Source organism: Paenibacillus sp. 7523-1, from assembly GCF_002276415.1.
GTDB classification, from domain to species: Bacteria; Bacillota; Bacilli; order Paenibacillales; family Paenibacillaceae; genus Paenibacillus; species Paenibacillus illinoisensis_A.
The window spans coordinates 1-23,116 of record NZ_NPBR01000020.1; the positions used below are offsets into that span (position 1 = coordinate 1).

The 23,116-nt window shown below is 48.9% G+C and carries 20 protein-coding genes and 1 riboswitch; of the genes, 11 read left to right on the top strand and 9 right to left on the bottom strand.

The genetic code is table 11. From position 1 onward, the window contains the following. The 6 genes from CHH60_RS21205 to CHH60_RS21230 all read right to left on the bottom strand — a co-directional run. On the bottom strand, nt 1-217 hold a 217-nt coding region (locus CHH60_RS21205; protein ID WP_255248032.1), incomplete at its 3' end, for a thiamine phosphate synthase. Further along, a complete protein-coding gene (thiD, locus tag CHH60_RS21210) occupies nt 214-1,026 on the bottom strand; it encodes a bifunctional hydroxymethylpyrimidine kinase/phosphomethylpyrimidine kinase (protein WP_095361026.1) in 813 nt (270 codons plus the stop codon). The genes thiD and CHH60_RS21205, both read right to left, overlap by 4 nt. Further along, nucleotides 1,023-1,835, bottom strand: coding sequence for a hydroxyethylthiazole kinase (gene thiM / locus CHH60_RS21215; protein ID WP_095361027.1), 813 nt, complete (start codon nt 1,833-1,835; stop codon nt 1,023-1,025). The genes thiD and thiM overlap by 4 nt, the downstream gene beginning before the upstream one ends. Nucleotides 1,836-1,885: 50 nt before the next feature. After that, nucleotides 1,886-2,953 carry an ABC transporter substrate-binding protein gene (locus CHH60_RS21220; protein ID WP_095361193.1) on the bottom strand — a complete coding sequence of 356 codons (1,068 nt, stop codon included), beginning with the start codon at nt 2,951-2,953 and terminating at the stop codon, nt 1,886-1,888. A gap of 89 nt (nt 2,954-3,042) precedes the next feature. Continuing rightward, nucleotides 3,043-3,855: an ABC transporter permease gene (locus CHH60_RS21225; RefSeq protein WP_095361028.1), complete on the bottom strand. Its 813-nt coding sequence runs from the start codon at nt 3,853-3,855 to the stop codon at nt 3,043-3,045. Beyond that, nucleotides 3,842-4,603 (bottom strand): ABC transporter ATP-binding protein, encoded by a 762-nt coding sequence (locus CHH60_RS21230; protein ID WP_095361029.1) that lies wholly within the window; start codon nt 4,601-4,603, stop codon nt 3,842-3,844. Before CHH60_RS21230 ends, CHH60_RS21225 begins: the two co-directional genes overlap by 14 nt. Nucleotides 4,604-4,772: 169 nt before the next feature. Beyond that, nucleotides 4,773-4,875, bottom strand: a riboswitch (TPP riboswitch). 202 nt (nt 4,876-5,077) lie between these two features. On the opposite strand from CHH60_RS21230, the gene CHH60_RS21235 reads away from it, so the two are divergent. From CHH60_RS21235 to CHH60_RS21245, 3 genes are all read left to right on the top strand, one after another. Continuing rightward, a complete protein-coding gene (locus CHH60_RS21235; RefSeq protein WP_095288619.1) occupies nt 5,078-5,953 on the top strand; it encodes a radical SAM/SPASM domain-containing protein in 876 nt (291 codons plus the stop codon). Between the two features lie 266 nt (nt 5,954-6,219). After that, complete coding sequence (locus tag CHH60_RS21240; protein WP_095361030.1) at nt 6,220-9,042, top strand: S-layer homology domain-containing protein; 2,823 nt, start codon at nt 6,220-6,222, stop codon at nt 9,040-9,042. Between the two features lie 343 nt (nt 9,043-9,385). After that, the gene (locus CHH60_RS21245; protein WP_095361031.1) at nt 9,386-10,054 is read left to right on the top strand and encodes a pectate lyase; all 669 of its coding nucleotides are present in this window, start codon (nt 9,386-9,388) and stop codon (nt 10,052-10,054) included. Nucleotides 10,055-10,220: 166 nt separating this feature from the next. Here CHH60_RS21245 and CHH60_RS21250 read toward each other — a convergent pair whose 3' ends face one another. Then, entirely contained in the window at nt 10,221-11,174 is a 954-nt protein-coding gene (locus CHH60_RS21250; protein ID WP_176476157.1) for a copper amine oxidase N-terminal domain-containing protein, read from the bottom strand. A gap of 482 nt (nt 11,175-11,656) precedes the next feature. Between CHH60_RS21250 and CHH60_RS21255 the strand changes: the two genes are divergently transcribed. From CHH60_RS21255 to CHH60_RS21285, 7 genes are all read left to right on the top strand, one after another. After that, complete coding sequence (locus CHH60_RS21255) at nt 11,657-12,250, top strand: ECF transporter S component (protein ID WP_095361033.1); 594 nt, start codon at nt 11,657-11,659, stop codon at nt 12,248-12,250. Then, complete coding sequence (locus tag CHH60_RS21260) at nt 12,251-13,774, top strand: ABC transporter ATP-binding protein (RefSeq protein ID WP_095361034.1); 1,524 nt, start codon at nt 12,251-12,253, stop codon at nt 13,772-13,774. Continuing rightward, nucleotides 13,749-14,543, top strand: coding sequence for an energy-coupling factor transporter transmembrane component T family protein (locus CHH60_RS21265; protein ID WP_095361035.1), 795 nt, complete (start codon nt 13,749-13,751; stop codon nt 14,541-14,543). Before CHH60_RS21260 ends, CHH60_RS21265 begins: the two co-directional genes overlap by 26 nt. Nucleotides 14,544-14,641: 98 nt before the next feature. Further along, the gene (locus CHH60_RS21270; protein WP_095361036.1) at nt 14,642-16,927 is read left to right on the top strand and encodes an outer membrane protein assembly factor BamB family protein; all 2,286 of its coding nucleotides are present in this window, start codon (nt 14,642-14,644) and stop codon (nt 16,925-16,927) included. A 130-nt stretch (nt 16,928-17,057) separates the two neighbouring features. Next, entirely contained in the window at nt 17,058-17,846 is a 789-nt protein-coding gene (locus CHH60_RS21275; protein ID WP_095361037.1) for a methionine ABC transporter ATP-binding protein, read from the top strand. Further along, nucleotides 17,819-18,511 (top strand): methionine ABC transporter permease, encoded by a 693-nt coding sequence (locus CHH60_RS21280; protein WP_227779605.1) that lies wholly within the window; start codon nt 17,819-17,821, stop codon nt 18,509-18,511. The genes CHH60_RS21275 and CHH60_RS21280 overlap by 28 nt, the downstream gene beginning before the upstream one ends. A gap of 74 nt (nt 18,512-18,585) precedes the next feature. After that, complete coding sequence (locus tag CHH60_RS21285) at nt 18,586-19,425, top strand: MetQ/NlpA family ABC transporter substrate-binding protein (RefSeq protein ID WP_095361194.1); 840 nt, start codon at nt 18,586-18,588, stop codon at nt 19,423-19,425. 119 nt (nt 19,426-19,544) lie between these two features. On the opposite strand, the gene CHH60_RS21290 is transcribed toward CHH60_RS21285, so the two are convergent. Then, nucleotides 19,545-20,411, bottom strand: a complete 867-nt coding sequence (locus CHH60_RS21290; RefSeq protein WP_095361038.1) for a helix-turn-helix transcriptional regulator — start codon at nt 20,409-20,411, stop codon at nt 19,545-19,547. A gap of 140 nt (nt 20,412-20,551) precedes the next feature. Between CHH60_RS21290 and fabF the strand changes: the two genes are divergently transcribed. Then, nucleotides 20,552-21,796, top strand: coding sequence for a beta-ketoacyl-ACP synthase II (gene fabF / locus CHH60_RS21295; protein WP_095361039.1), 1,245 nt, complete (start codon nt 20,552-20,554; stop codon nt 21,794-21,796). A gap of 71 nt (nt 21,797-21,867) precedes the next feature. Here fabF and CHH60_RS21300 read toward each other — a convergent pair whose 3' ends face one another. Further along, a complete protein-coding gene (locus CHH60_RS21300; protein WP_095361195.1) occupies nt 21,868-23,097 on the bottom strand; it encodes a nitrate/nitrite transporter in 1,230 nt (409 codons plus the stop codon). Nucleotides 23,098-23,116 lie beyond the last annotated feature (19 nt).

Here is a 23,116-nt window from a genome sequence, read left to right on the forward strand (position 1 = left end):
GCTGGCTGCACACCTCGCGAAGCCGCATCGCAAGCGTGATGCGGGCTTCGCCAGCAAGGGCGCCAGTTCCCTTCTCGCGGAACTGGAACAGCGTGATGCCGCCGGCGATGGCTTGGCGCAGCACATCCACAGGGTCCAGCGTTGTATTCACGCTGCCCATCACCAGGTACACCTGCATGGCCTGGCGTACCGCCTCTGCATCCCATCTGCGCATCATTGCTCACCCCGCTGTCTGCGCTGATACGCAAAATGATTCGTTGGCCCGTGTCCGGCCCCAATCCCCAGTTCATCCTCAATGGCTGCTTGAATGAATGCTCGCGCAGTAGTTACGGCAGCCAGGACAGACGAGCCCTTGGCCAGTTCGGCCGTAATGGCGGCAGAGTACGTACATCCGGTCCCATGGGTGTGGCGTGTCACAATGCGTACGTTCTCCAGATAGTGAAAGGACGTGCCGTCATAGAGCACATCAACAATCATCCCGTTACCTTCAGCATGTCCGCCTTTGACCAGAGCATACGCAGAGCCCATGTGCACGATTCGTCTGGCGGCTTCTTCGCGATCCGCCAGATTGCGGATGGTCATTCCGGTGATCAGTTCGGCTTCCGGAATATTCGGCGTTGTGATTAATGCATGTGGAAGCAGATCCGTGATCAGGGCGTGCACCGCCTCCTGCTGAAGCAACGGGGCACCACCTTTCGCTACCATGACCGGATCAATGACCAGATTGGTCCAGCCGAATTGCCGCCATTTCTCGGAAACCATCCGAATGGTTTCTGCACTGAAGAGCATGCCTGTTTTTACCGCTCCGGGCTGGAAATCTTCACCTGTGGAATCGAGCTGCTGGGCAATACCTTCCAAAGGAACCGGATAGACTCCCTGAACGCCTAGTGTATTCTGTGCGGTAACGGCTGTAATGACAGACAAGCCGTAAGCGCCCAGCTCCTGAAAGGTTTTCAGATCCGCCTGAATGCCGGCCCCGCCGCCATTATCCGACCCGGCAATCGTAAGTGCCTGCGCCATACTCATTGGGTATCACCACCAAGCTGTCGAATCCGAGCCTGCTGAGCGACCCCGTCCGGAGTTACCAGCGCAAGCTGGTTTAACAGCTCGATCTGGAAACTGCCTGGCCCGAGATGGGCTGTGCGCGCTGCCGCGATCTCGGCTGCAACGCCATAGAAGGCAAGTGCTTCAACAACACTGCTTAGCAATTCTTCTCCTGAAGGTGCAATCGCAGCAAAGGCACCTATGATGGAGCTAAGCAAACATCCTGCACCAGTGACCTGGGTGAGCAGGGCATGTCCATTTTGCGTCAGGAACGTGGTCTGCCCATCCGTAATGATATCCTCGCGTCCAGTGATAACGACAATGCAGCCGAGCTTCTGCGCTGCCCGCTCGGCGATCCCGGTGCGGTCACCTTCGCCTTGGCCTGCATCGACACCCTTGATGCTCCAGTTCTCGCCTATGACATTGGCGACTTCCGCCACATTACCGCGCAGTACGGTAAGTCGAAGCTCGCGCACGAGCATCTGAACCGTATCCGTGCGATAGGCCGTAGCGCCAGCTCCCACCGGGTCAAGTACAACTGGCACATGATGGGCATTGGCTGATTGTCCGGCGAGGCGTATGGCCTGGACAACCTGGTCATCGAGTGTGCCAATATTGAGCACGACCGCTCCGGCTATTTTAGCAACATCGGCTACCTCTTCATGCGCGTAGGCCATGAAGGGAGAGGCGCCAAGTGCGAGCAGACCGTTGGCCGTAAAGGGAGCAACCACGAGGTTGGTGATATTGTGAACCAGTGGATTTTGAGTACGAACACGTGCTAGATATGACATTTGAAATTCCCTCCTGATAAGCCAATATTTTTTAGCAGCAACTGTACTTTTTATTTATCCTGCAAGTTGATAAACGCATCCACGGCCTGTACCGAATCCGGAATCAATTCACGTTGTACCAACCACATCCGCACGTTTTCCCAGGAGGAAGACTCCTGCCAGCCGAACGGGATACCTTCTTCAGTCATGAGCGGAAGCAGAATGTCCAGGCTCTTTGTTTCAATTTCCCGATCCAGCGGGGACGTCTCATTTTCGTGTGTGAGCAGGATGTTCAACGCTTCATCGGGATGCTCGGTCACATAGTTCTGACCTTCCTGGATCGCTTTGACGAAGCGGGTGAGCTGATCCTTCTTCGCCTCAATTCCCTCGTCGCTTGCCGTGAGAACGAGTTCGTAATAATCCGGCACGCCGTAATCGACGGGGTTAATTGACTTAACGGGATGACCTTCTTTCTCGAGAATCAACTGTTCATGATTGATAAAACCACCCATGATCGCATCGGCCTGACCGGAGGCCAGTGAAGGGATCAGATCGAAACCGACATCCACCAAATTCATGCGATCCGGATCACCGCCATCCTGACTAATCATCGTACGCACCATGGCTTCATATAGGGGAACGGAGGAATACCCTACCGTCAGTCCTTCAAGATCCTTGGGTGAGTTCACCCTCCCGTCCGTTTCTGTCAGCAGATGAACGAGTGGATGCCGAACGACAGCGGCAATGGATCGTACGGGGATGCCTTCTCCACGGGCTAGCAGAATTTGCGGCTGATAGCTCAGCGCCAGATCGACTTTGCCAGCGGCTACAAGTTTGAGCGCATCATTCGTATCGGCAGGCATCTGAATGTCCACATCGAGCCCTTGGTCTGCGAAGTATCCCTTTTCCTGAGCTGCGTATATAAAGGAATGGACTGCGTTCGGATACCAGTCAAGCATGATGGACAATGAATCATGGTCACCAGACGATGATCCGGTTGCTGTTGAATCTGTGCTCTGTACCTGGGGATCGGAATCGGACGATGATGGGTTCGCACCCGTATTGCCACAACCGCTGACGATCAGCAATAAACAGATGAGGGCAGGAAGCAGGATATGAATGAGTTTCTTTTTTCTCATGGATAAATGGGCCTCGTTTCGTTCATTTTTGTTTGGTTCCAATCGCTGATATGTTTCAAAGAGATCTACAGGAAGGAGCACGTGTTATCTCATTGCGATTGCCTTTTCATCGACTTTCCTCTGCCTGCATGGTCTGCATTCCGTTTCAATCCGAGGGTTCGCTCCAGCCAGGCTATATACACGAACAGTCCGATGCCCAGCAAGGATAACAGCAGAATGGAGGCAAACATGGCATCGGTATTCATGCTGCTGGACATTCTGCGGCTGAAATAACCAAGACCTTTGCTGCCTCCGAGCCATTCGCCAATGGTTGCGCCGACCACGCAGTACACCACCGACATCTTCAATCCTGAAAAGAAAGAGGGCAGCGCAAGAGGTACCTGAAGCTTGCGAAACAGATCCCACTTGCTTGCTCCCATGGTCATCAGCAGTTCGCGCTGTTCCGGGTCGCCTTGACGGAGACCATCATAGGTGCTGACCACAATCGGGAAGAATGCGATCAGAAATACCACAGCAACTTTGCTCCAGAGTGTGTAGCCAAACCACAGAATGAATACAGGAGACAGGGCAATCAGTGGAATGGTCTGGCTGATTACGATGAAAGGATACAGCGCCTTTTCAATCGAAGGGCTGAGGTGCATGCCCGCTGCCAGAGCGCTTCCGGCCACGATGGACAAGCCGAAGCCAACTGCTACCTCCATCAATGTGGCAGGTAGATGGGTTCCGAGGAGCAGACGCCGATGCTCAACTAGAGAACTTACTATCGATGTAGGTGCAGGGATAATGAAAGAAGGAACCCAGCCTAATCGAACGATGCATTCCCAGCTGGCAAGCATCAGGAGGAGAAGCGCAGCGAACAGGCCATAGCGGGCAAACCATCTGCTGACGTTAAAGCTTCGCATGTAATTGTTCCTCCAACCGTTGTCGCATCCGTATAAGATCCGGATCGTAGACCATGCCCGAATGTCTCGGACGGGGCAGAGGTACCGTCATGTCCAGCAGCTGCCGACCGCCAGGAGTGAGAAGGATAATCCGGTCACTTAATAACAGGGCTTCTTCGATATCATGCGTGATAAACAGTACCGTTTGGCGGAGGCTTTCCCACAATTCAAGCAGCCAGCGATGCATCTCCCGCTTGGTCATGGCATCGAGCGCGCCGAAGGGCTCGTCCAGCAGCATCAGCTGTCCTCCCGTCAGCAAGGTACGCAGCAGGGCGACCCGCTGCTTCATGCCGCCGGACAGTTCGTCCGGGTAGGCATGCTCATAGCCGGATAAGCCGAATCTGTCGAGTCCGGCCATAATGTCAGCTCGCAGCTTCACCTTGTCCTGCTTCCTCGGGGCAAGCTCCGAGGGAAGCAGACAGTTCTCCATAACCGTCCGCCAGGATAACAGCAAATCCTTCTGCGGCATGTAGGCAACCCGCCCGAGTCGCTGTCCTGGCGGCACCCCAGCAATTTCGATCGTGCCATCTGTGGGTTCAAGCAAGCCTGCCAGCAGCTTGAAGAGTGTACTCTTGCCCGACCCGCTGGAGCCGATCAGCGAGACGAATTCTCCCTTTTTTACACACATCGACACATTGGAGAGCACGGGGGAATGTCTCTGATCCGGAAAAGTGAAGGTCATGTTGTTAATCTGTACATCGTTGCTCATCTGGTTCCTTGACCCCCTTGGAATAAAAACTGCCTGAACGGAAATGCACGTTGTTTGCGATCTGTTGTAAGTAAACGCGAAAAAGCCCGCCCATTTCCGGAGAAATGAGTGGGCTTGTTAAGTTCAACCGACATTCATGTACATATGAATATGAAGAAAATCCGTTAACTGAAAGTCCGCTCCACTTCCCTCCGCTGGTATGATCCAGATCAGGTTCAAAGGGTCCGAATACATTCATTCGTCTCAGCCGCAAGGCTCCCCTAGTGCAATCGTTCAAAATATGCAGTTGTGTACACAGCATATATCACGTGCCCGCGAGATGTAAAGAGGGCTTAGTGACAAAAGTTAAACGTTAAACCCATTCGCGGATTTACCTTGGCTTCCTAACCCGATATAATGGTGATGGCACATATGGGCCGGATTACAAATGAGGGTGGGACTGTTCTCCCTCCTAAGCAGAATGGGGACCCCGAGTTGAAAACGTTCAAGAAAGTATATATTGAAATTACAAGCATATGTAACCTGGCATGCAGCTTCTGTCCGCAGACCAAGCGTGCCAAAGGATTCATTGACCCTGAAGTCTTCAACAATATATTGGATCAGATTAAGCCACATACCAAACACATTTATTTGCATGTCAAAGGGGAACCGTTACTTCACCCCAAAATTGATTTGTTACTGGATTCCGCACACGAGAAGGGATTCAAGGTAAACATAACAACGAACGGAACATTGCTGCCCAAGACCCAGCATAAGCTGCTTGGCAAACCGGCGTTGCGACAAATGAACTTCTCGCTGCACAGCTTCGACGGGCACGAGGGATCGACGGACCGTGAGGGTTACCTCAGCAACATTCTATCTTTTGCCCGGGAAGCTGTGAAACATAATGTGATCATCTCGTTCCGGCTCTGGAATCTGACGCAGGATAACTTCACGAATGCCCAGATGAATCGGAACCGGGAAACACTGGAGGTACTGGAGCGCGAGTTCAATCTGGATTTCCGCATTGAGGAAAAGGTGGTTCCAGGCAGCGGCGTCAAAATTGCGCCGAATGTCTATCTCAATCAGGACCACGAGTTCCAATGGCCAAGTCTGGATGCACCAGAGGATGATGGCAAAGGTTTCTGCCACGCGCTGCGCAGTCAGGCGGCCGTACTGGTGGATGGAACGGTTGTTCCGTGCTGCCTCGATGGCGAAGGTGTCATTAATCTCGGTAACGTCCATGAGAAGTCATTCTCGGAGATTGTCGAAGGTGAGCGGGCGAACAATCTGGTTTATGGTTTTTCCAAGCGGGAAGCCGTGGAAGAACTATGCCGGAAGTGCGGATATCGTCAGCGGTTCGGAGCCTAGTCAAATAAAAATGTGTTTAGAGCGTGCCATTCGAATCTTTATTTCGGGTGGTGCGCTTTTCTATTTTTATTGCAGAATAGTTTAGATGATAAAAATTGAAATCAATCCAGGATAAAAACTTTTTTGTAAAATCATAGTTTAATAAACTTGTTTTTATGAGTTTACATGGTATTATTATCCTATTGATCAGGAGGTGATATAGTTCCTAAGATTCATATGTTGTTATTCTTTTTTACTAGAAGTCTATTGAGGAGTGTGTTTTAGTTTTGAATTCAAAATGGAAAAAGTTTAATCGCAAACTATCATTAATGCTTTCTACGTCGCTGGTTGTCTCCATGTTATCTCTTAATTTATCCGTATCGGCAGAAGTAGCTACTTCTAAGAATTCTTTTACTGATATTGATCATTCGTATGCCAAAACTGAAATAACCAAATTGGTGGAACAAGGAATACTTACAGGTTTTTCTGATGGGACCTTTAAGCCTTCTGATTCCGTAACAAGAGCTCAACTGGCAAAAATCATGGTTGGTGCGCTTCATTTAAATCCGGATACTGCTGAGGCAAGCCAATTCAAGGATGTTAAGGAAGATCAGTGGTATGCCGGGTATGTAGGCGCACTTGTCAAATCTGGTATTGCTCAAGGTACTTCGAAAGATAGCTTTTCACCTAATAAGAACGTAACAAGAGAAGAATTAGCTGTATTTTTCGTTAGAGCTTTTGGTTGGAAACAGCAAAACGTACCGAATCCGTCATCCAAACCTCAACTTTTTGATTTGGATCAAGTATCGAATTGGGCAAAAGATTCTGTGTCACTGGCCTACCAATCTGGTTTCATCAAAGGATTAGTTCAAAAAGATGGAACAGTAAAATTTAATCCTTCGGGAATTGCAGATCGCCAAGCATTAGCGAGACTTGCATATGAGTTTGTAATGAATAAATCTACATATGATAGTTACATGACTCCTGCCAAGACAGGGGATGAAACTGAAGATTCTAATGAAGCCAAACCGGAAACGACAAAACCTTCTGAAGGTAGTAGTAAAGGAAGTAGTGGTAGCAGTTCCGGAGATAAAGGGAACGGTAGTAACAATGGTGGAAATAATGGAGGCGGGGAACAAGCTCCTAGTAAAAACCTTACCGCTCCAGGTGAATATACGCTTGGGGATGTAACTGGAAATGTAACTATTAGCTCGCAAGGTGTCACTCTAAAAAACACCAAAATAAATGGTAATTTGAAAATACTTGAGTCCGTAGAAAACGGTGACGTGACTCTTGATAATGTTAATGTTACGGGAACCACTGAGATTTATGGCGGAGGACCTAACAGTATTCATGCGGTGAACTCCGTTCTAGCAACAGTGATCGTTGACAAAGCTGATGGCAGTATCCGTCTGGTCCTTGAAGGTGGAAGTGATGTTCAGCAGATTGAAATTAGATCTGGTGCGATTGTACAGAATGTTTCCACGGGTCAGGTTGGACCAATCGATATTGCTGAGTCGGTTCCGCATAATGCTTCGGTAGCTCTGAGCGGCAGTTTCGACTCCGTAATGGTTCATGCGGAGCAAATTTCAGTGGAATTCGGAGATAACTCCACCATTGGCAATCTCGAAGTATTCGAACAAGCATTGAACACCTCGTTTAAAATTAACCATGGTGCGGTAGTGAATCGGGCGATATTGAATGCAATCGTACAATTTTCTGGAGAGGGAGCATTACATTCGGCTCTGGTTAATGTAGAAGGCATTGATTTCAGTCAACTGAATCAGTCCCCAACCATTGAAGCAGATCCTACGGTGACGAGTGTCGTTTATTCACCGGAAGCAGCAGAGTTTTCAGCAATTGACTCGACACGTCAGATCGTGCTCACGGGCAACGCTGGCTCAGCATTCAAAGATATTACTTCCTTTGCAACATGGGAAGTCGATGATAGCAACATCGCCGTCGTTAACTCAGGCAAAATTCAGGCCAAAGGTAACGGTACGACTGTTGTAAAAGCTGAATATGGAGATTTCAAGATTCATGTTCCAGTAACCGTTGCAGTTTATAACGAAGGAGCAGCCTATCCAACACTCACAGGGATTCAAGTTACCAATGGAAGTGCCAAATTGGTATTTACTGAAGGGTTTGAGATCTCTGAACTAACAGCAGATGATTTTGTAGTTCATGCCTATTTGAATGGTGCAGAACAACAATTGAATAATTTGCAGTACGATAATGGCGAGTTTACTTTTGACGCTGTTAACAGTTACGGGTCCACTTTATACATCACAGTAGAGTCAGATGTTAATAAAACACATTTTGCAGGAAGCCAAAGTGGTGCGATTAAGCTGACCGGATTCGGCGGTCACATCAAAGATGTTGCTGGAGAAGCAGTTGCTAATTTGCAAATTGCATTTAGAAAAGGTCTGGATAACAAAACAGGTGAAGTTGTGGGTACTGTAACAACCGATACTTATGGTAACTATCGCATTTATCTTCCACCAGGCATCTACACAGGTGAACTGGGAGGGGGAGATACGAAATATATTAAAACGTATCTGATTGGTGTTTCGGCAGTAAATGTGGAAAATAGTAATGAAAATCAAACAGCTATTGAAATACCTACGCAAGATGAAACACGTATTGTTATGACATGGGGGAAAGACCCAGCCGATTTGGACTCACACCTTGTAGGTCCTGCAGGTGACAACGGCGTGTTCCATACGTTCTTCGCGGATAAGCAATACTATAATAATGACGAACTTATGGTAGATCTGGACTTGGATGATGTCACGTCCTATGGACCTGAAACGACTACAATACGTCACCTGCTTCCTGGAACATATACGTTCTATGTGCATCATTTTTCAGGAGTGAGTACAATCAAGAGTTCTGGCGCCAAAATTGAAGTGTTCCACGGAGCTGTAGCTGCACCAAGTGCCTCGTTTACAGTAGAGGAAGGGAGCGGCAACGAGAGATACTGGGTCGTTTTCAAAATGATCGTATCGGATAATGGTTCAGTAACATTTGAATCTGTGAATACATTTACGGATATCAACCCGTACAGCTCTCTTCAATCACCTATTGAAAATAGTGAGGAAGAATTGTAGATATTAATAGCATTTGGCAACCATCATGACACAATAGTATTTATAGAAACCCTGTCTTTCATAGACGAAGGGTTTCTTTTTTTATTCTACGTTTTTTTACAGATTGTAAATGAAGCATACCGAAAGTTAAGATCAGCACATTCCATGCGGAATGGATCGACAAATAATGCGAAGAATGCAGGTATTATGCCGACAATTGGATACCTAATCTAATGATTATTATCATTACACTCCTGTTTTGGTAGGATCAGGGTAGGGTCCAGGAAAGAGGTGCACCTCTTAAGGGATCCGGGAAGACAAGCTGGCTTGAACACTAATATATCCGTATAGGGAGGATTTACGCATGAGAAAAATGTTATCGCTGCTGCTCTCTGCAGGTCTGGTCGCTTCAGTATTTGGTGCATTACCCGTGTCTGCTGCTCCCGAGATTGTGAAGACAACGATTATTGTCAAATCAGGTGAGACTTATGATGGCAAAGGCAAAAGCGTAGCCGCAGATCCGAACACATTGGGAGATGGCAGTCAGGCCGAGAATCAAAAACCCATTTTTCGACTTGAGGCAGGAGCTACACTGAAAAATGTAGTGATCGAGGCACCGGCTGCCGATGGCGTCCATTGTTATGGCAACTGCAATATTCAGAATGTAACCTGGAATGATGTCGGTGAAGATGCACTCACGCTTAAATCCGCAGGTACGGTTAATATTACGGGCGGTGCCGCTTACAAAGCATATGATAAGGTGTTCCAGATGAACGCTTCGGGGACAATTAACATTAAAAACTTCAGAGCTGATGATATCGGCAAGCTGGTACGACAAAATGGGGGAACCTCTTACGCGGTTACCATGAACGTGGACAGCTCCAACATTTCCAATGTGAAAGATTCCATTCTGCGCACAGACAGCAGCTCGACGGTCGGCAAAATAACGAATACCCGTTATTCCAAAGTGCCTACCCTGTTTAAGGGATTCGCATCGGGTAAGACAAGTCAGTCGGGGAATACGCAATATTAAGGATAGCCATGTCAACGAAAAGATAGAGCGGGGACAATTGCATAGTTCAGACCCTCTTAAGTTTATATTACGCAAAAAGGCACCCTCAAGGATGCCTTTTTGCGTTTACCATAAAACTAGATGAAGAGATTTTGAAAATGCTGCATTCTCTGCTATCTTTCAGTAGTCATTCGTTTTCTTCTGGAACGGCAACGATGATTTTGTCTTTTTCCGGGGCAGAGGAACCTGAATCAATGGAGCCAGACTTATTTATGACCTCATAGGAAGTCTCTTCGAGCATGCGAGAGTATTGGAACGATACAAGAGTTTGGCCTGCTGCCGATGGTCGTTTCCCTGCTTCTGCTAGAGCTTTGGTTTTGATGAAGAATAGATCTCCGATTGTTCCGGCTGCACTGCTCACGTTGGCCTGCCATTTCAGCAGGGCAGTTCCATTTTTGATTTCGTAGTAACTGATGAGATCATTATCTTCGTTGACGAAAAAGCGGTCCTTCTGTCCTTTTTCAAAAATGTAAGTCATCGATGAGTCGACAGGACCCAGTGGATTACGGATGTCCAGGCGTGCCTGTTTTAAATCCGAAAAACGCGGAAGACGAAGCGCAGCCTCACGTGCGATGGTCAGGTCAGAACTGTTGTACTCCTCAATAATCGATACATCTGGCGTATAGATATAAGCTTCTTTGGCCGCCTGATTCCATCGAACTTCTGCACCGAAGGTTTCACCGATTGCACGAAGCGGTAGCATCGCTTTGCCATTAACCAGAATCGGAGCAGAGGACAGCGCCGCATCCTGGCCGTTTTTCTTAATGGTTTTACTGTTAGGAGTAAGTATATACTTGTCGCTTCCTGTACTAATGCTAATTTGTTTCGTTTTGTTGTTGTACCCGAAAGTATAGTCACCCAGAAATTTCAGTTCAGTGAGCGCCACATACGTAACTCCCTGACGAATAACCATATCATATTCGGCAGGAATATTGTTAATATAGGCTGCAGGCTGGTGTATTGCTGCCGCTTCCACTACATGGGATGACATTAGTGCAGGTGCCGTTCCTGCGGTAACGATCGAAGCGGCAAGGATCCATTTCCACTTTTTTTGCTGCCAGGTTGTGTTGGTTGTATTCATATCATCAATCCCCTTTCCCGTATATAGACGGCCAATATCTCCTAAATGTTTCATATTAATGGAATTGACATCCTTTCTTTAAACGGATTTCTCCAGTGAGAAACTTTGTCCGACTTATATGTTATTGCCACAAATACCCATGTGGTGTACATTAGTAGCAATGAAATAAAGTGAACCGGGAGCTCAATGAAGTTGGGCTGAGATTGGGGCCTTATGCCGCTGACCGTATATCTGATCTGGGTAATGCCAGCGTAGAGAACATGAATTCATGATAAGTAACTTGGGGGATGAAAATGGGAACGGTTGATCTCGGAATGCGAGCGGAAGCAGGCTTGCCTCGTGAATTGACCGGATTTCATTTTATTCTGAGTTACTTCAATCATGATATGTGACACTGTGCGTAAGGCTTTCCCGGAACCGGGGAGGCTTTTTTTATTTTCGTTTCATAACCTTATGGGGAGCAGAGAAAGGAAGTAGAGAACATGTCAACAACAGTGCGCAGCAACAAATTGAAGTTAACCGATATTTTGGTGACGATCGTGATCGCGGTCGTATTCGGGGTCATCTACAAGATATGGGGGCCGACGTATGATCTGATGAAGCCTTTCGGCGTGCATGCGGAACAGATGATCTATGGCATGTGGTTTATGGCGGGCACGTTCGCCTATATCATCATTCGCAAGCCGGGAGTGGCTATTTTGGCTGAAGTTGCAGCCTCAACCGTCAGTGCTTTTCTCGGGAGTGAATGGGGGATGTCCACCTTGGTATACGGTCTGTTACAGGGGCTGGGCGCAGAGATCTTCTTCGCCGCATTCCTGTACCGCAAAACGAATCTGTTCGTCACCTGCCTTGCAGCCATTGGGGCAGCAGCGGCTTCGCTTTTGCTCGATTACCAGTACGGTTATATTGACTCGTTATCAGCGTGGAATTACACATTGTTTATCGGCTTCCGCTTCATTGGAAGCATTCTGATTGCTGGTGTATTTGCGTATTATCTTGCGAAAGCACTTGAACTCACAGGCGTGACCCGGTCATTGAGACCGGTCTCCAAGCAGGATTATGAGGCACTGGACTAAATGAACGGAGAAGGGAATACGCAGGCGGTAGGCGTTACCAATCTAAGGTGCAAGTTCCCGGGAGAGCAGGACCTGGTATTCCAGGGCTTGTCTCTCTCCGTGCATAAAGGGGAAAAAGTGCTGCTGCTCGGTCCAAGTGGTTCAGGCAAGTCCACCCTGCTGCAAATATTGAGCGGTCTTATTCCGCGTTCCGTGGAGATCCCCATGAAATGCGATGAGATTCAGGTGCCGATTCAGCCAGGCATTGTATTCCAGGACCCGGATACCCAATTTTGCATGTCCTATACGGATGAAGAGATTGCGTTTGTGCTTGAAAATCGGAATATCCCAAGGGACCGGATGCCTGAGCTGATTCAACATTATATGGAGCTTGTTGGCCTTTCTTTTGAACATAATCGTGCATGGATTCAATCGATGTCCCAGGGGATGAAGCAGCGCCTTGCGATTGCCTCTATTCTTGCCATGGAGCCGGATGTCCTGTTTCTGGATGAACCAACTGCACTGCTTGATGATGAGGGAACCACGCAGGTGTGGGATACGGTGAAGCAGGTCGCACAAGATAAGACGCTCATTATCGTGGAACACAAAATTAATGAGGTTGTGGACGTGGTTAACCGAATCATCGTGCTATCACCCGAAGGGAAGATTGTGGCCGACGGACAGGCGGAACAGGTCTTTGCTAACGAGAGGGATATGCTTAAGGAGTATGGCATCTGGTATCCGGGAGTATGGGAGGAACGTGGTGCCCGGAAGCTGGAAGCGAAACCGCAGGATTCTCAAGATGCCTTTAAACATATGACGTCCGGATCCGGCAGTCGCGCAGAAGTCGAAAAAGATGATTCCAGGGAATCGGGTGTATACCATCCAGCACTCGAATTGAGGCAATTCACAGGGCTGCGAGGGAAGAATCCGGTTGTACAGATCGATCATGCTGAGGTATTTCACGGGGATTGGGTAGGAATCGTTGGAGTTAATGGCGCTGGAAAAAGTTCATTATTGCTTTCCCTGATGAATATCCTGAAGACGACAGGGCATTATCGTGTTGAAGGACAACGGCCCGGCAGGACCAGAGAGCTGGCTGACCGCATTGCATTCGTGTTTCAGAATCCGGAATTCCAATTCGTTACGAATTCAGTTCTGGATGAGGTGGAATTTTCCTTGCTCGGAGGAGAACTTACTGCGAAAGAGCGACGGGCCAGAAGCATCGATATGCTGGAGGAATTTGGACTCAGGGAGCTGTCTGGGAGGCATCCGTATCAATTGTCGATGGGACAGAAACGCCGTCTGAGTGTAGCTTCTGCTATGATTCGCAGACAGCGGATATTGCTGCTGGATGAGCCCACATTTGGACAGGATGCACGTAATACGTTTGCGATGCTGGAACAACTTGAGCGCCTGCGTCGCGCGGGGACGGCCGTTGTCATGGTGACACATGATCAGGAGATCGTAAACAGATATTGTACGAAAGTGTGGACTGTAGAAGAAGGGAGGGTTACGCATGCAGCTGTCGTTTCCCCATCGTGAAACCTGGCTGCACGCCGTGAATCCGGGCCTTAAAGTTATTTTCCTGACGCTGATGTTTATCCTGGTTATTCTTATTCACAATCTGAACGTCATGATCAATGTAGCGGTTGTCATGCTTCTGTTACTATGCTGGACGGGGCATCCTTGGCATCGGCTGCTGCTCTATGCGTCGCCTTTTATATTGATCTTTATCTCTACCTCCACAGGCATGATGATGTTTGGTAAAGGCGAGACGACGTGGTATAAATATGGACTGATCCATATCACGGAAGAGAGCTTCTATCGTGGGCTGCACCTGGGGTTTCGTTCCCTGAGCATGGCGGCTGCTGGATTGTTGTTTGGCCTGACGACACGTCCGGTTCGTCTATTCTACTCGCTGATGCAGGAGTGGCGTCTGCCGCCCAAGTATGCCTATAGCTTTTTGGCCGCCATGCGCATGATTCCCATTCTGCTGGACGAATTCCAGACGCTGCGTTATGCCATTCGCATCCGCGGTACGCAGCAGCGTGTCTCATACTGGAACGTCTATGGAACCTTGAAGCGGTATGCGATTCCCCTGCTTGCGCAGAGCATTCGGCGGGCAGAGCGCATGGCCATCGCCATGGAGGCAAAAGGATTCGCAGATGGCGCCAGCCGGACGTATTACATCCAGACCGGGTATTCCCGTGCAGATCTGTATTTTGTGTTTTATTTTATAACAACCCTTACTATGGCTTACACGCTAGGCTGGCAATTCCCTTATTACCCGGCAATGCTGGATGTCAGATGAAGAGAAGGGACAGACATTTTATTTTGGCAGTCCAGTAACTTTTTCTTGTTCAAAACGTCTTTAATGGAAATAACTTCAAAAGGATGGAGTGAACCAGCGTGAAGACAGGCGGGAACTGGCGAAAAAAGGGTTACAGGTGGATCACCATTACCGGAGTAGCTGCTGTGATCGTTACAGGATACATGCTGCTGGATCTGAATGTGGCTGCCCGTGAAGGCCAAGCCCCAGAATCAGTTACACAAGCCCTATCGGCATCCATAACCTATAAAGCTGGAGAAACCGTCACTTTGGGAAAAGGCCTGCCTAGGTATGCCCAACCGATTGATCACAAGGTTCCCGTCGATCTGATGAGAATATCTACATATACCTCCGGCGGGGAAAAGATGAAAGTACAGGTTGTTCGCGGAGATTGGATTAGGTTGAATCATAGCGAGTTCGCGAGTTTCTGGGTACCGGGATGGTACGCATCCAAGGAAAGCCAGACGATGAAAAGGTCCACTCCACAGAACTTTACACTCCGGGCGGGAAGTAAACTGTATCTGTATCCTGGAAGCCAGACAACCTGGCCTTCTGCCAGTTCTCTAACGGATCATGCGCTAATTGTTGCATCGACGAAGGATTGGTATGGTGTCTCCGTTCCTCCGCGGACCTGGAACAAAGAGTCGAACGTATACCGTCCAGCCATAATCTGGGTTAGGGCGAAGGACGTACAGCAGCGCGTGAACGTAACGGACGGCTGGTTCGGGAATCAGGCCTCCATGTCTACAACGGATGTTCGTCATCTGACGGATATTTTATTAGATAAAAGCACGACTTCAAAACAAGCTGCACAGTGGCTCGGGGAGCCGGATTGGAAAGAGCATTCCCAGAATCTGAATGAAACCAATGTTTCCATGAGTATTGGACAGACCTGGCGATATGAGCGGGAAGATGCACAGCTTCTGGTCACGTTCAGCAAGACGGGAAAGCTGGTGCAGACACGCTGGAACCTCCCGGTGGATGATCGTAATAATGTGGTCCCTTCGGATTGGAATTTTAGTCGTTCGGACGACTATCAGTTCACAACCAAAATTCTTGGCCAAACACTCCCTGCAACGTTACCGTGGAAATCCACATGGACCAATCAGGGCAAGCTGAATTATCCCTTTTTGCAAGCAGCAACAGCGGATGTGCTTCTGATGAAAGGAGACGACGGTGGATTTAGCGGCATGCATTATGATAAATCCGTGTACGCCCTCGATCGATATACCGGAAAAAATGTGTGGGAGATCCATGCAGGCTACGGCGCACTCCAAGCGCAGGTGGATACGAAACGCGAGGGTGTGACAATCTATACGTCTTATGCTCCGGGAGATAAAGAGTACAAGGATCACATACGCCACATTAGACTATCGGATGGGAAAGTGCAGTGGGAGTACAAAACCGGCTCCAAACTTTCACTTCGTGGTATTACAGCTGCGGAGAATGTTGTGGTGGTGGATAGCCCGGTTAAGGAAGGCTCCAGTCAGGGACGAATCACCGTGCTGAACAGTTCTAATGGCAAAACCCTATGGACAAGGAAGCTAAGTGCCGGATATCAATTGTTTAACCAGACGGCAGCTGACCCGTATGTGATGTATTGGGAGAAAAATCAACTGGTTGCAGCTGACCCGTTATCAGGTCGTACGGTATGGAGTATCAAAACGGGTAAGCCTACTGTGGATCATATCGAGAATGATCCGTACTTCGACGGAATAACCCGTCTTGATCCATTCACAGAGCCAAAGCCTGAACGTTGGATGCTGCTCGGGGATCAGTGGGTGTTGCTCGATCTGAATTCAGGCAAGAAACTTGCTCACTTTCAAGCCCGGAATGGACAACGCTTCGAGGTGCTGAATGATGGCATGCTGTTGATCCGCGAAAATAAGCAAGGTGAGCATTACGGGGATTATTCCGATTTCACAACGATGCTGTATGATGCCAAGAACGATAAAAAACGATGGACGTTAAATGACAAGGTTGAGCGAGGGCTTGTGGCAGACGATCGGATATATGTAATCAAGAACGGATATCCGGCTGCACTGGATTATCATACGGGAAAAACGCGCTGGGACGCACGATATACGATCTCTTCCTTGAGATACCCTACCAACCAGGGAAGTTACCTGGTTATCGATGATCAACTTCTGTTACCCATGGGTGAGGATCTTCTGATCATGAATAAAGAGGATGGTACGCTGGTCGGCCGAGTGCATGACGTGGTCATGGGATCGCCGGAACACCGCGATCGGGATGCCAAGAATGGCACAATAAATCGGGTAGGGGATGAAATCTACATCGGTTCTTCGAACGGCAGATTTAGCTTGTATCATGTAAACGATTTAAAAACAGATATCTCTCGTTAAGGCTTGTTTCACACAGAATGTTGCTTTATTATAAATGAACAGGATTGCTCGCGCTCCGGTTATCGGCTGTGCGGGCTTTCTTCATGTGTTCTCGAAGGACCATGCATGATTAATCGCAGGAGGAATCTCCATGATTTCATTATACGGCGTAAGCAAGCGTTATAACGAACGCGGGTCCCGGGCTGATCAGGGATTCGAGGCGTTAAGCTCTGTCTCGCTTGAAGTGGGACAGGGAGAGATTCACGGTATCATTGGTTCCAGCGGTGCGGGCAAATCAACGCTTCTCCGCATGCTGAACGGGCTTGAAAAGCCGGACTCCGGTGAAGTAACCGTAGGCGGACAGCAGCTGACCCGGATGAGCGAAAGTGCTCTTCGTCAGGCGCGTCGTTCCATCGGCATGATTTTTCAGCACTTTAATCTGGTGAGCAACCGAACGGTGATTGGCAATGTATGCATGCCTCTTGAACTGGCGGGTGTTTCCCGGAGTGAACGGGAAGAACGCGGACTTGAGGTGTTGAGATTCGTGGGTCTCGAGGATAAGGCGAAACAATATCCCGCCCAGCTAAGCGGAGGACAGAAGCAGCGCGTGGCTATTGCGAGGGCTCTTGCGAGCCGGCCTGATGTATTGCTCTGCGATGAACCAACGTCCTCGCTCGATCCTCAGACAACGAACGGTATTCTGGATGTGCTGCGCCATGTCAATGATACACTGGGTGTGACCATCGTACTGGTTACGCATGAGATGGAGGTTGCGCGCAGACTCTGCCACCAAATTTCCGTGATGAAGGAAGGGCGCATTGTCCGAACGCTAACGGAAGCGGAAGTTCGCAGTATTCCCGCACCACAGCGGGATTTGCTGACGTCCTTGCTTACGGGTGAAGAGGCGGCACCATGGGAAACGGAGGACGAGGAACGATGATACCTGAATCCATATTGAAGTACCAGGATGAGATATGGAAGGCGATCGGAGAGACCTTTGTCATGGTTGGCATCTCGATTGGAGCAGCTGTCCTGATTGGGCTTCCACTCGGCACGCTGCTGTATTTGTTCCGAAGAGGACAACGTTATGAGAACAGGCCGCTGTTCACGATTCTGGGCAGCCTGGTCAATATCATTCGTTCGTTCCCGTTTCTGCTGCTGGTCGTATTCATGATTCCGTTCACGCGGATGATTGTGGGAACGGCGATGGGGACATTGGCAGCGGCGGTGCCGCTTTCCGTTATTGCGATTGCCTACTATGCCCGCCTAGTAGAACAGGCACTGCTCGATGTGCCCAAAGGTGTGGTTGAGGCGGCATCGTCGATGGGTGCATCAACCATGCAGCTTGTGCTGAAATTTTTGTATGTGGAAGCACGTTCAGGTCTCGTACTCGGACTGACCACGGCAACGATCAGTTTTATCTCCTATTCCACGGTGATGGGCATTGTCGGCGGTGGAGGTGTTGGCGATTTTGCCATTCGTTACGGATATCAGCGGTTCGAGACGGAGATCATGGTATTTACGATCATTATTATGATCATTCTGGTGCAGATGATCCAGTTTACCGGAAGCAGATTGTCCCGCTGGCTTGATCGCAGATCATGAGGTACACAAGGTTAACAGACGAGAAGAATTTAGGATGACATTACAGATTACACGATGAAGGGGTTAGAATGAAAATGAAATCAAAAATGATCCTTATGCTGCTCGCAGTCATGCTGGTTGTATCCGCATGCGGCAAAAAAGAAGAGACACCCGCTGCGGAGGGGAATAATGAAGGCAGCCAAGCGACTCAGGAAGTGACGTTGAAAGTGGCTACATTGATTCCACCAATGACCGATGTACTGGATATTGTGAAGCCGCTGCTTAAGGAAGATGGTGTGAATTTGGAAGTTGTCGTTCTATCCGATAACGTTCAACCGAATACGGCATTGAAAGACAAGGAAGTAGACGCTAACTTCTTCCAGCATGTGCCTTACATGACTCAATTTAACGAAGCCAATAATGGGAATCTGGTTGCCGTACAGCCGATCTACAACGCGATCTACGGTGCTTATTCCAAAAAGTACAAAACCACTGAAGAACTGCCTGAAGGGGCAACGGTTGCTATTGCCAATGACCCTTCCAACATTGGACGTTCACTCGTGATGATGGAACAAAACGGTCTGATCAAGCTGAAAGAAGGCGCAGGATTCAACGCAACACAGGCGGATATTATCGAGAATCCGAAGAACTTCAAGTTCCAGGAAGTGGACCTGCTCATGCTGGCCCGCATGCTGGATGATGCAGATCTGGTTGCCATGACACCGGCGTATGCAAGCCCGCTGGGACTTACACCGAAGAAGGATGCGCTGTTCACGGAAAAGGATGACTCCCATTTTGCCATCACTTTGGTTGCACGTGAGGACAACAAGGATTCCGAAGCCATTCAGAAGCTCGCCAAACGCATGGCAGGCCCTGAAGTGAAGGCTTTCTTCGAAGAGAAGTATGCAGACATCGCCATTCCGGCGTTCGAATAACATTTGCTATGCGTAGATTGATCTGATCCATATCCGATGAAAAGGGCTGGATGATCACCAAAAAAGATCCGAGCGAAACCGCTCGGATCTTTTTTCGTTTGGTTGCATTGGAATGCCGTTTAAACGTTAGGTCTGGCTTGACGCTCCTTCTCACGTTCCATAAGGCGCACCAATTTCCGCTCGGTGGCCGTATCCTGTGCAGGAGTGTATATACTGCATCGCAGATCGGTATTACCCTGAACCTGCAACGAGGTCAGATTGAACAACATTTTGCCGGCTCTGGAATGTCTGAATTCAATCAGTACGTCTGGTGCACTGCTCACGCTGCTTTGTTTCCACAGGGACTGGAATTCCGGATATCGGTCCATCATTTCATTCAGAAACAGATTGTACCATTCATCGTCGACATATTGGCCGTAATAGGCACGGAAGATCGCAAGGTATCCGAGGACAAAATCCTCCCAGTTGACTGCCAGTCTCCGAAATTCCTTTCGTTCAAATAATAAACTAATCATGTTTCGCTGTTCGGCAGGAATCTGCTCAAAATCAATGAAGACATGACTGGCTGCTTCATTCCAGCCAACAATGTAGCAGCGGCGATCAGAAATAATGGTGGGACAATTCTGGAGCTCCTGCAGTATTTTTTGCAGGGAAGGATGGAGCTGGTAAGGTTCTTCCTCACGGATATGCAGTTCGGAGTAATGCTCCATGGCAAGGGAGAACAAGTACTTGCGTTCATCAGGGGTCAGTTTGAGTGCAGAAGCAATGTTATCCAGCACCGAATGGGAAACCTGAATATCTCTTCCTTGTTCAAGCCAGGTGTACCAAGTTGTGCTTACGCCCGCCAATTGGGCTACCTCTTCTCTTCTAAGACCCGGTGTTCTGCGCCGGGTGCCTTCCGGCAAACCGACTTCTGCGGGAGCTATTTTGGCACGTTGAGTTTTCAAAAATACGGATAATGCCTGAAGCCTGACATCCTGGTTCATCTTATTCCACCCCAACCTCATTTATCATGGTAGTCATTATACTATTATAATTCACAACTTGTAATAGGATACTGCACATGCCAATATAAATGCAGAAGTTCAGTCGGTTAGCCTGAATGGCTAGGGAGGATGAGTTAGATATGGAACGCGAACGTGTTGTGATTACGGGTATGGGAATTGTCTCGCCGCTGGGCAATGATGTAGATACATTTTGGAACGGACTTGTGAAAGGGCAGTCAGGAATATCATTAATTAAAAGCTTCGATACCACTTCATATAAAACCAAAATGGCAGGTGTTGTCCGAGATTTTGACGGAGAGGGCCGATTCGGACGCAAGGAAGCCCGCCGTATGGATCGATTTTGCCAATTTGCTGTAGCGGCAGCTGACGATGCTCTTGTGCATTCGGGACTGGATATGGAGAAAGTGGACAGGGAACGGGTTGGTGTATACATTGGTTCCGGCATCGGCGGCATTCAAACACTGATGGAGCAAGGAAAACTGTTATCCGAACGTGGTCCCGGAAGGGTTAGTCCGACCCTTGTGCCAATGATGATTTCCAATATGGCAGCTGCCATGGTGAGCATGAAATTCGGATGTTGGGGACCGACTCTTTCACCTGTGACTGCCTGCTCCATTGGAAATACAGCCATAGGTGAGGCCTTCCGGCTGATTCGTGACGGAGGTGCAGATGTCATTATTGCCGGGGGAACCGAAGCAGCCATCACGGAAGTTTCGCTGGCCAGCTTCGGTAATGCTACCGCGTTATCCACAAGAAACGAAGCCTATGAAACGGCGAGTCGCCCCTTTGACGCTGGAAGAGATGGGTTTGTGATGGCTGAAGGTGCTGGGATTGTGGTGGTAGAGTCTCTATCACATGCCCTGGCTAGAAACGCAAATATCCTCGCTGAAATTGTTGGATATGGTGCCAGTTCAGACGCATATCATATGGTAGCAACCCATCCGGAAGGACGCGGAGCATTCCTGGCCATGAGAGCTGCACTTGCTGACGCGAAGCTTCAGCCTGATGACGTGGATGTGATTAATGCCCACGCAACCAGTACCGAAGCAGGAGATCTCTCGGAGACCCGAGCGATTAAACAACTCTTCGGTGAAGCTGCTTATCGTATTCCCGTGACGGCCAATAAATCGATGACTGGGCACATGTTAGGAGCCGCCGGTGGAGCGGAAGCTATCTCACTGATTCAAACCTTGCAGCATGGCATCATTCCACCAACGATTAACCAGGAGCAGCAGGACCCGGACTGTGATTTGGATTATGTACCTAATGAAGCCAGAGAGGCAGAGATGCAGATCGGAATGTCCAATTCTTTTGGTTTTGGCGGGCATAATGCCGTCGTTGTTTTTCGCAAATATTCATCCTGACAACAAGAGAACAGCAGCAGCCGAAGGGCTGTGCTGTTCTCTTTTTAGATGCGATTAGTCACCTGTATTCTTTATGACGAGAGGGATGTGGATTCCGTTTTGCTGGTAAAAGATTTCTTCAGCCATTGGCCGCGCCATTTGGACTGCATAACCAGTACGAGCAGCATGGATGCGGCTGCGATTAGACTAAGGATGACGAATCCCGGCGTATAGGACTGGTAGGAACTGTACAGTTGACCAAGAATCAGCGGGAGTGCGTATCCGCCCAGGCCACCTGCCGCGCCGACAATGCCTGTCATCAGACCGATTTCATTGCCGAAACGTTGTGGAACCAATTGGAACACGGAACCATTACCAGCCCCAAGGCACATCATGCCCAGGAATAACATGACGACGACCACAGGAAGTGGAGGGAGGAAAGATACACCTACAAGCATGACACAGGCACCAGTGTATAGGAATGTCAGCATCCGCGTACCACCGATCTTGTCTGCCAAGTAACCGCCAACAGGTCGGAAGAAGCTTCCGGCAATAACGCAAAAGGTTGTGATATCAGCGGCTCGGACAGGAGATAAGCCATATTGGGTGTTGAAGAAGATGGTCAGATAGTTACACAATCCCACGAAACCCCCAAAGGTAACACAATAAAATGCACAGAATACCCAGGCATCCCTTTGTTTCAGCAAGGTGCCGTACTCAGAGAGCTTCTTCGGTGCTGGCCGGTTGGGACTGTTACGGGCGAAGATGGAGAAAAGGATGAAAACGACCACGATTGGTATGATGGCGAGTCCAAAAACGACTTCCCAGCTGCCGAAATGAGTAGCCAGCCGATTGGCAAACAGAGTAGCGAGTACAGTACCGCTATTCCCTGCGCCGGCAATCCCCATGGCAAGTCCCTGATGTTCCTTGGGATACCATTGCCCTGCGAGTGGAAGAGCAGCGGCAAATGAGGCACCTGCAACGCCAAGCAGGAGGGCAACAACGTATAACTGGCTTAGCGAGTCTACCCACAGCCAGCCCAGCAATAGAGGTATGAGCGTGACGCCCATGCCGATCTGAGCCGTGAGCTTTGGACCGATATAATCGGACATAAAACCAAGTACAAGTCTAAGAATGGAGCCGCCAAGGATGGGCAGTGCCACCAGGTTGGCTTTTTCAAGAGGGGTCATCGGGTAATCCATGGCAATAACAACCGCGAGGGGGCCAAGCATGCCCCAGATCATAAAACTGATATCAAAATACAGAAATGCCCCGAACAGGCTGGGCTTATGCCCGCTCTTCCAAAAACTTTTGCTCTCCACCATTCAGCATCGCTCCTCA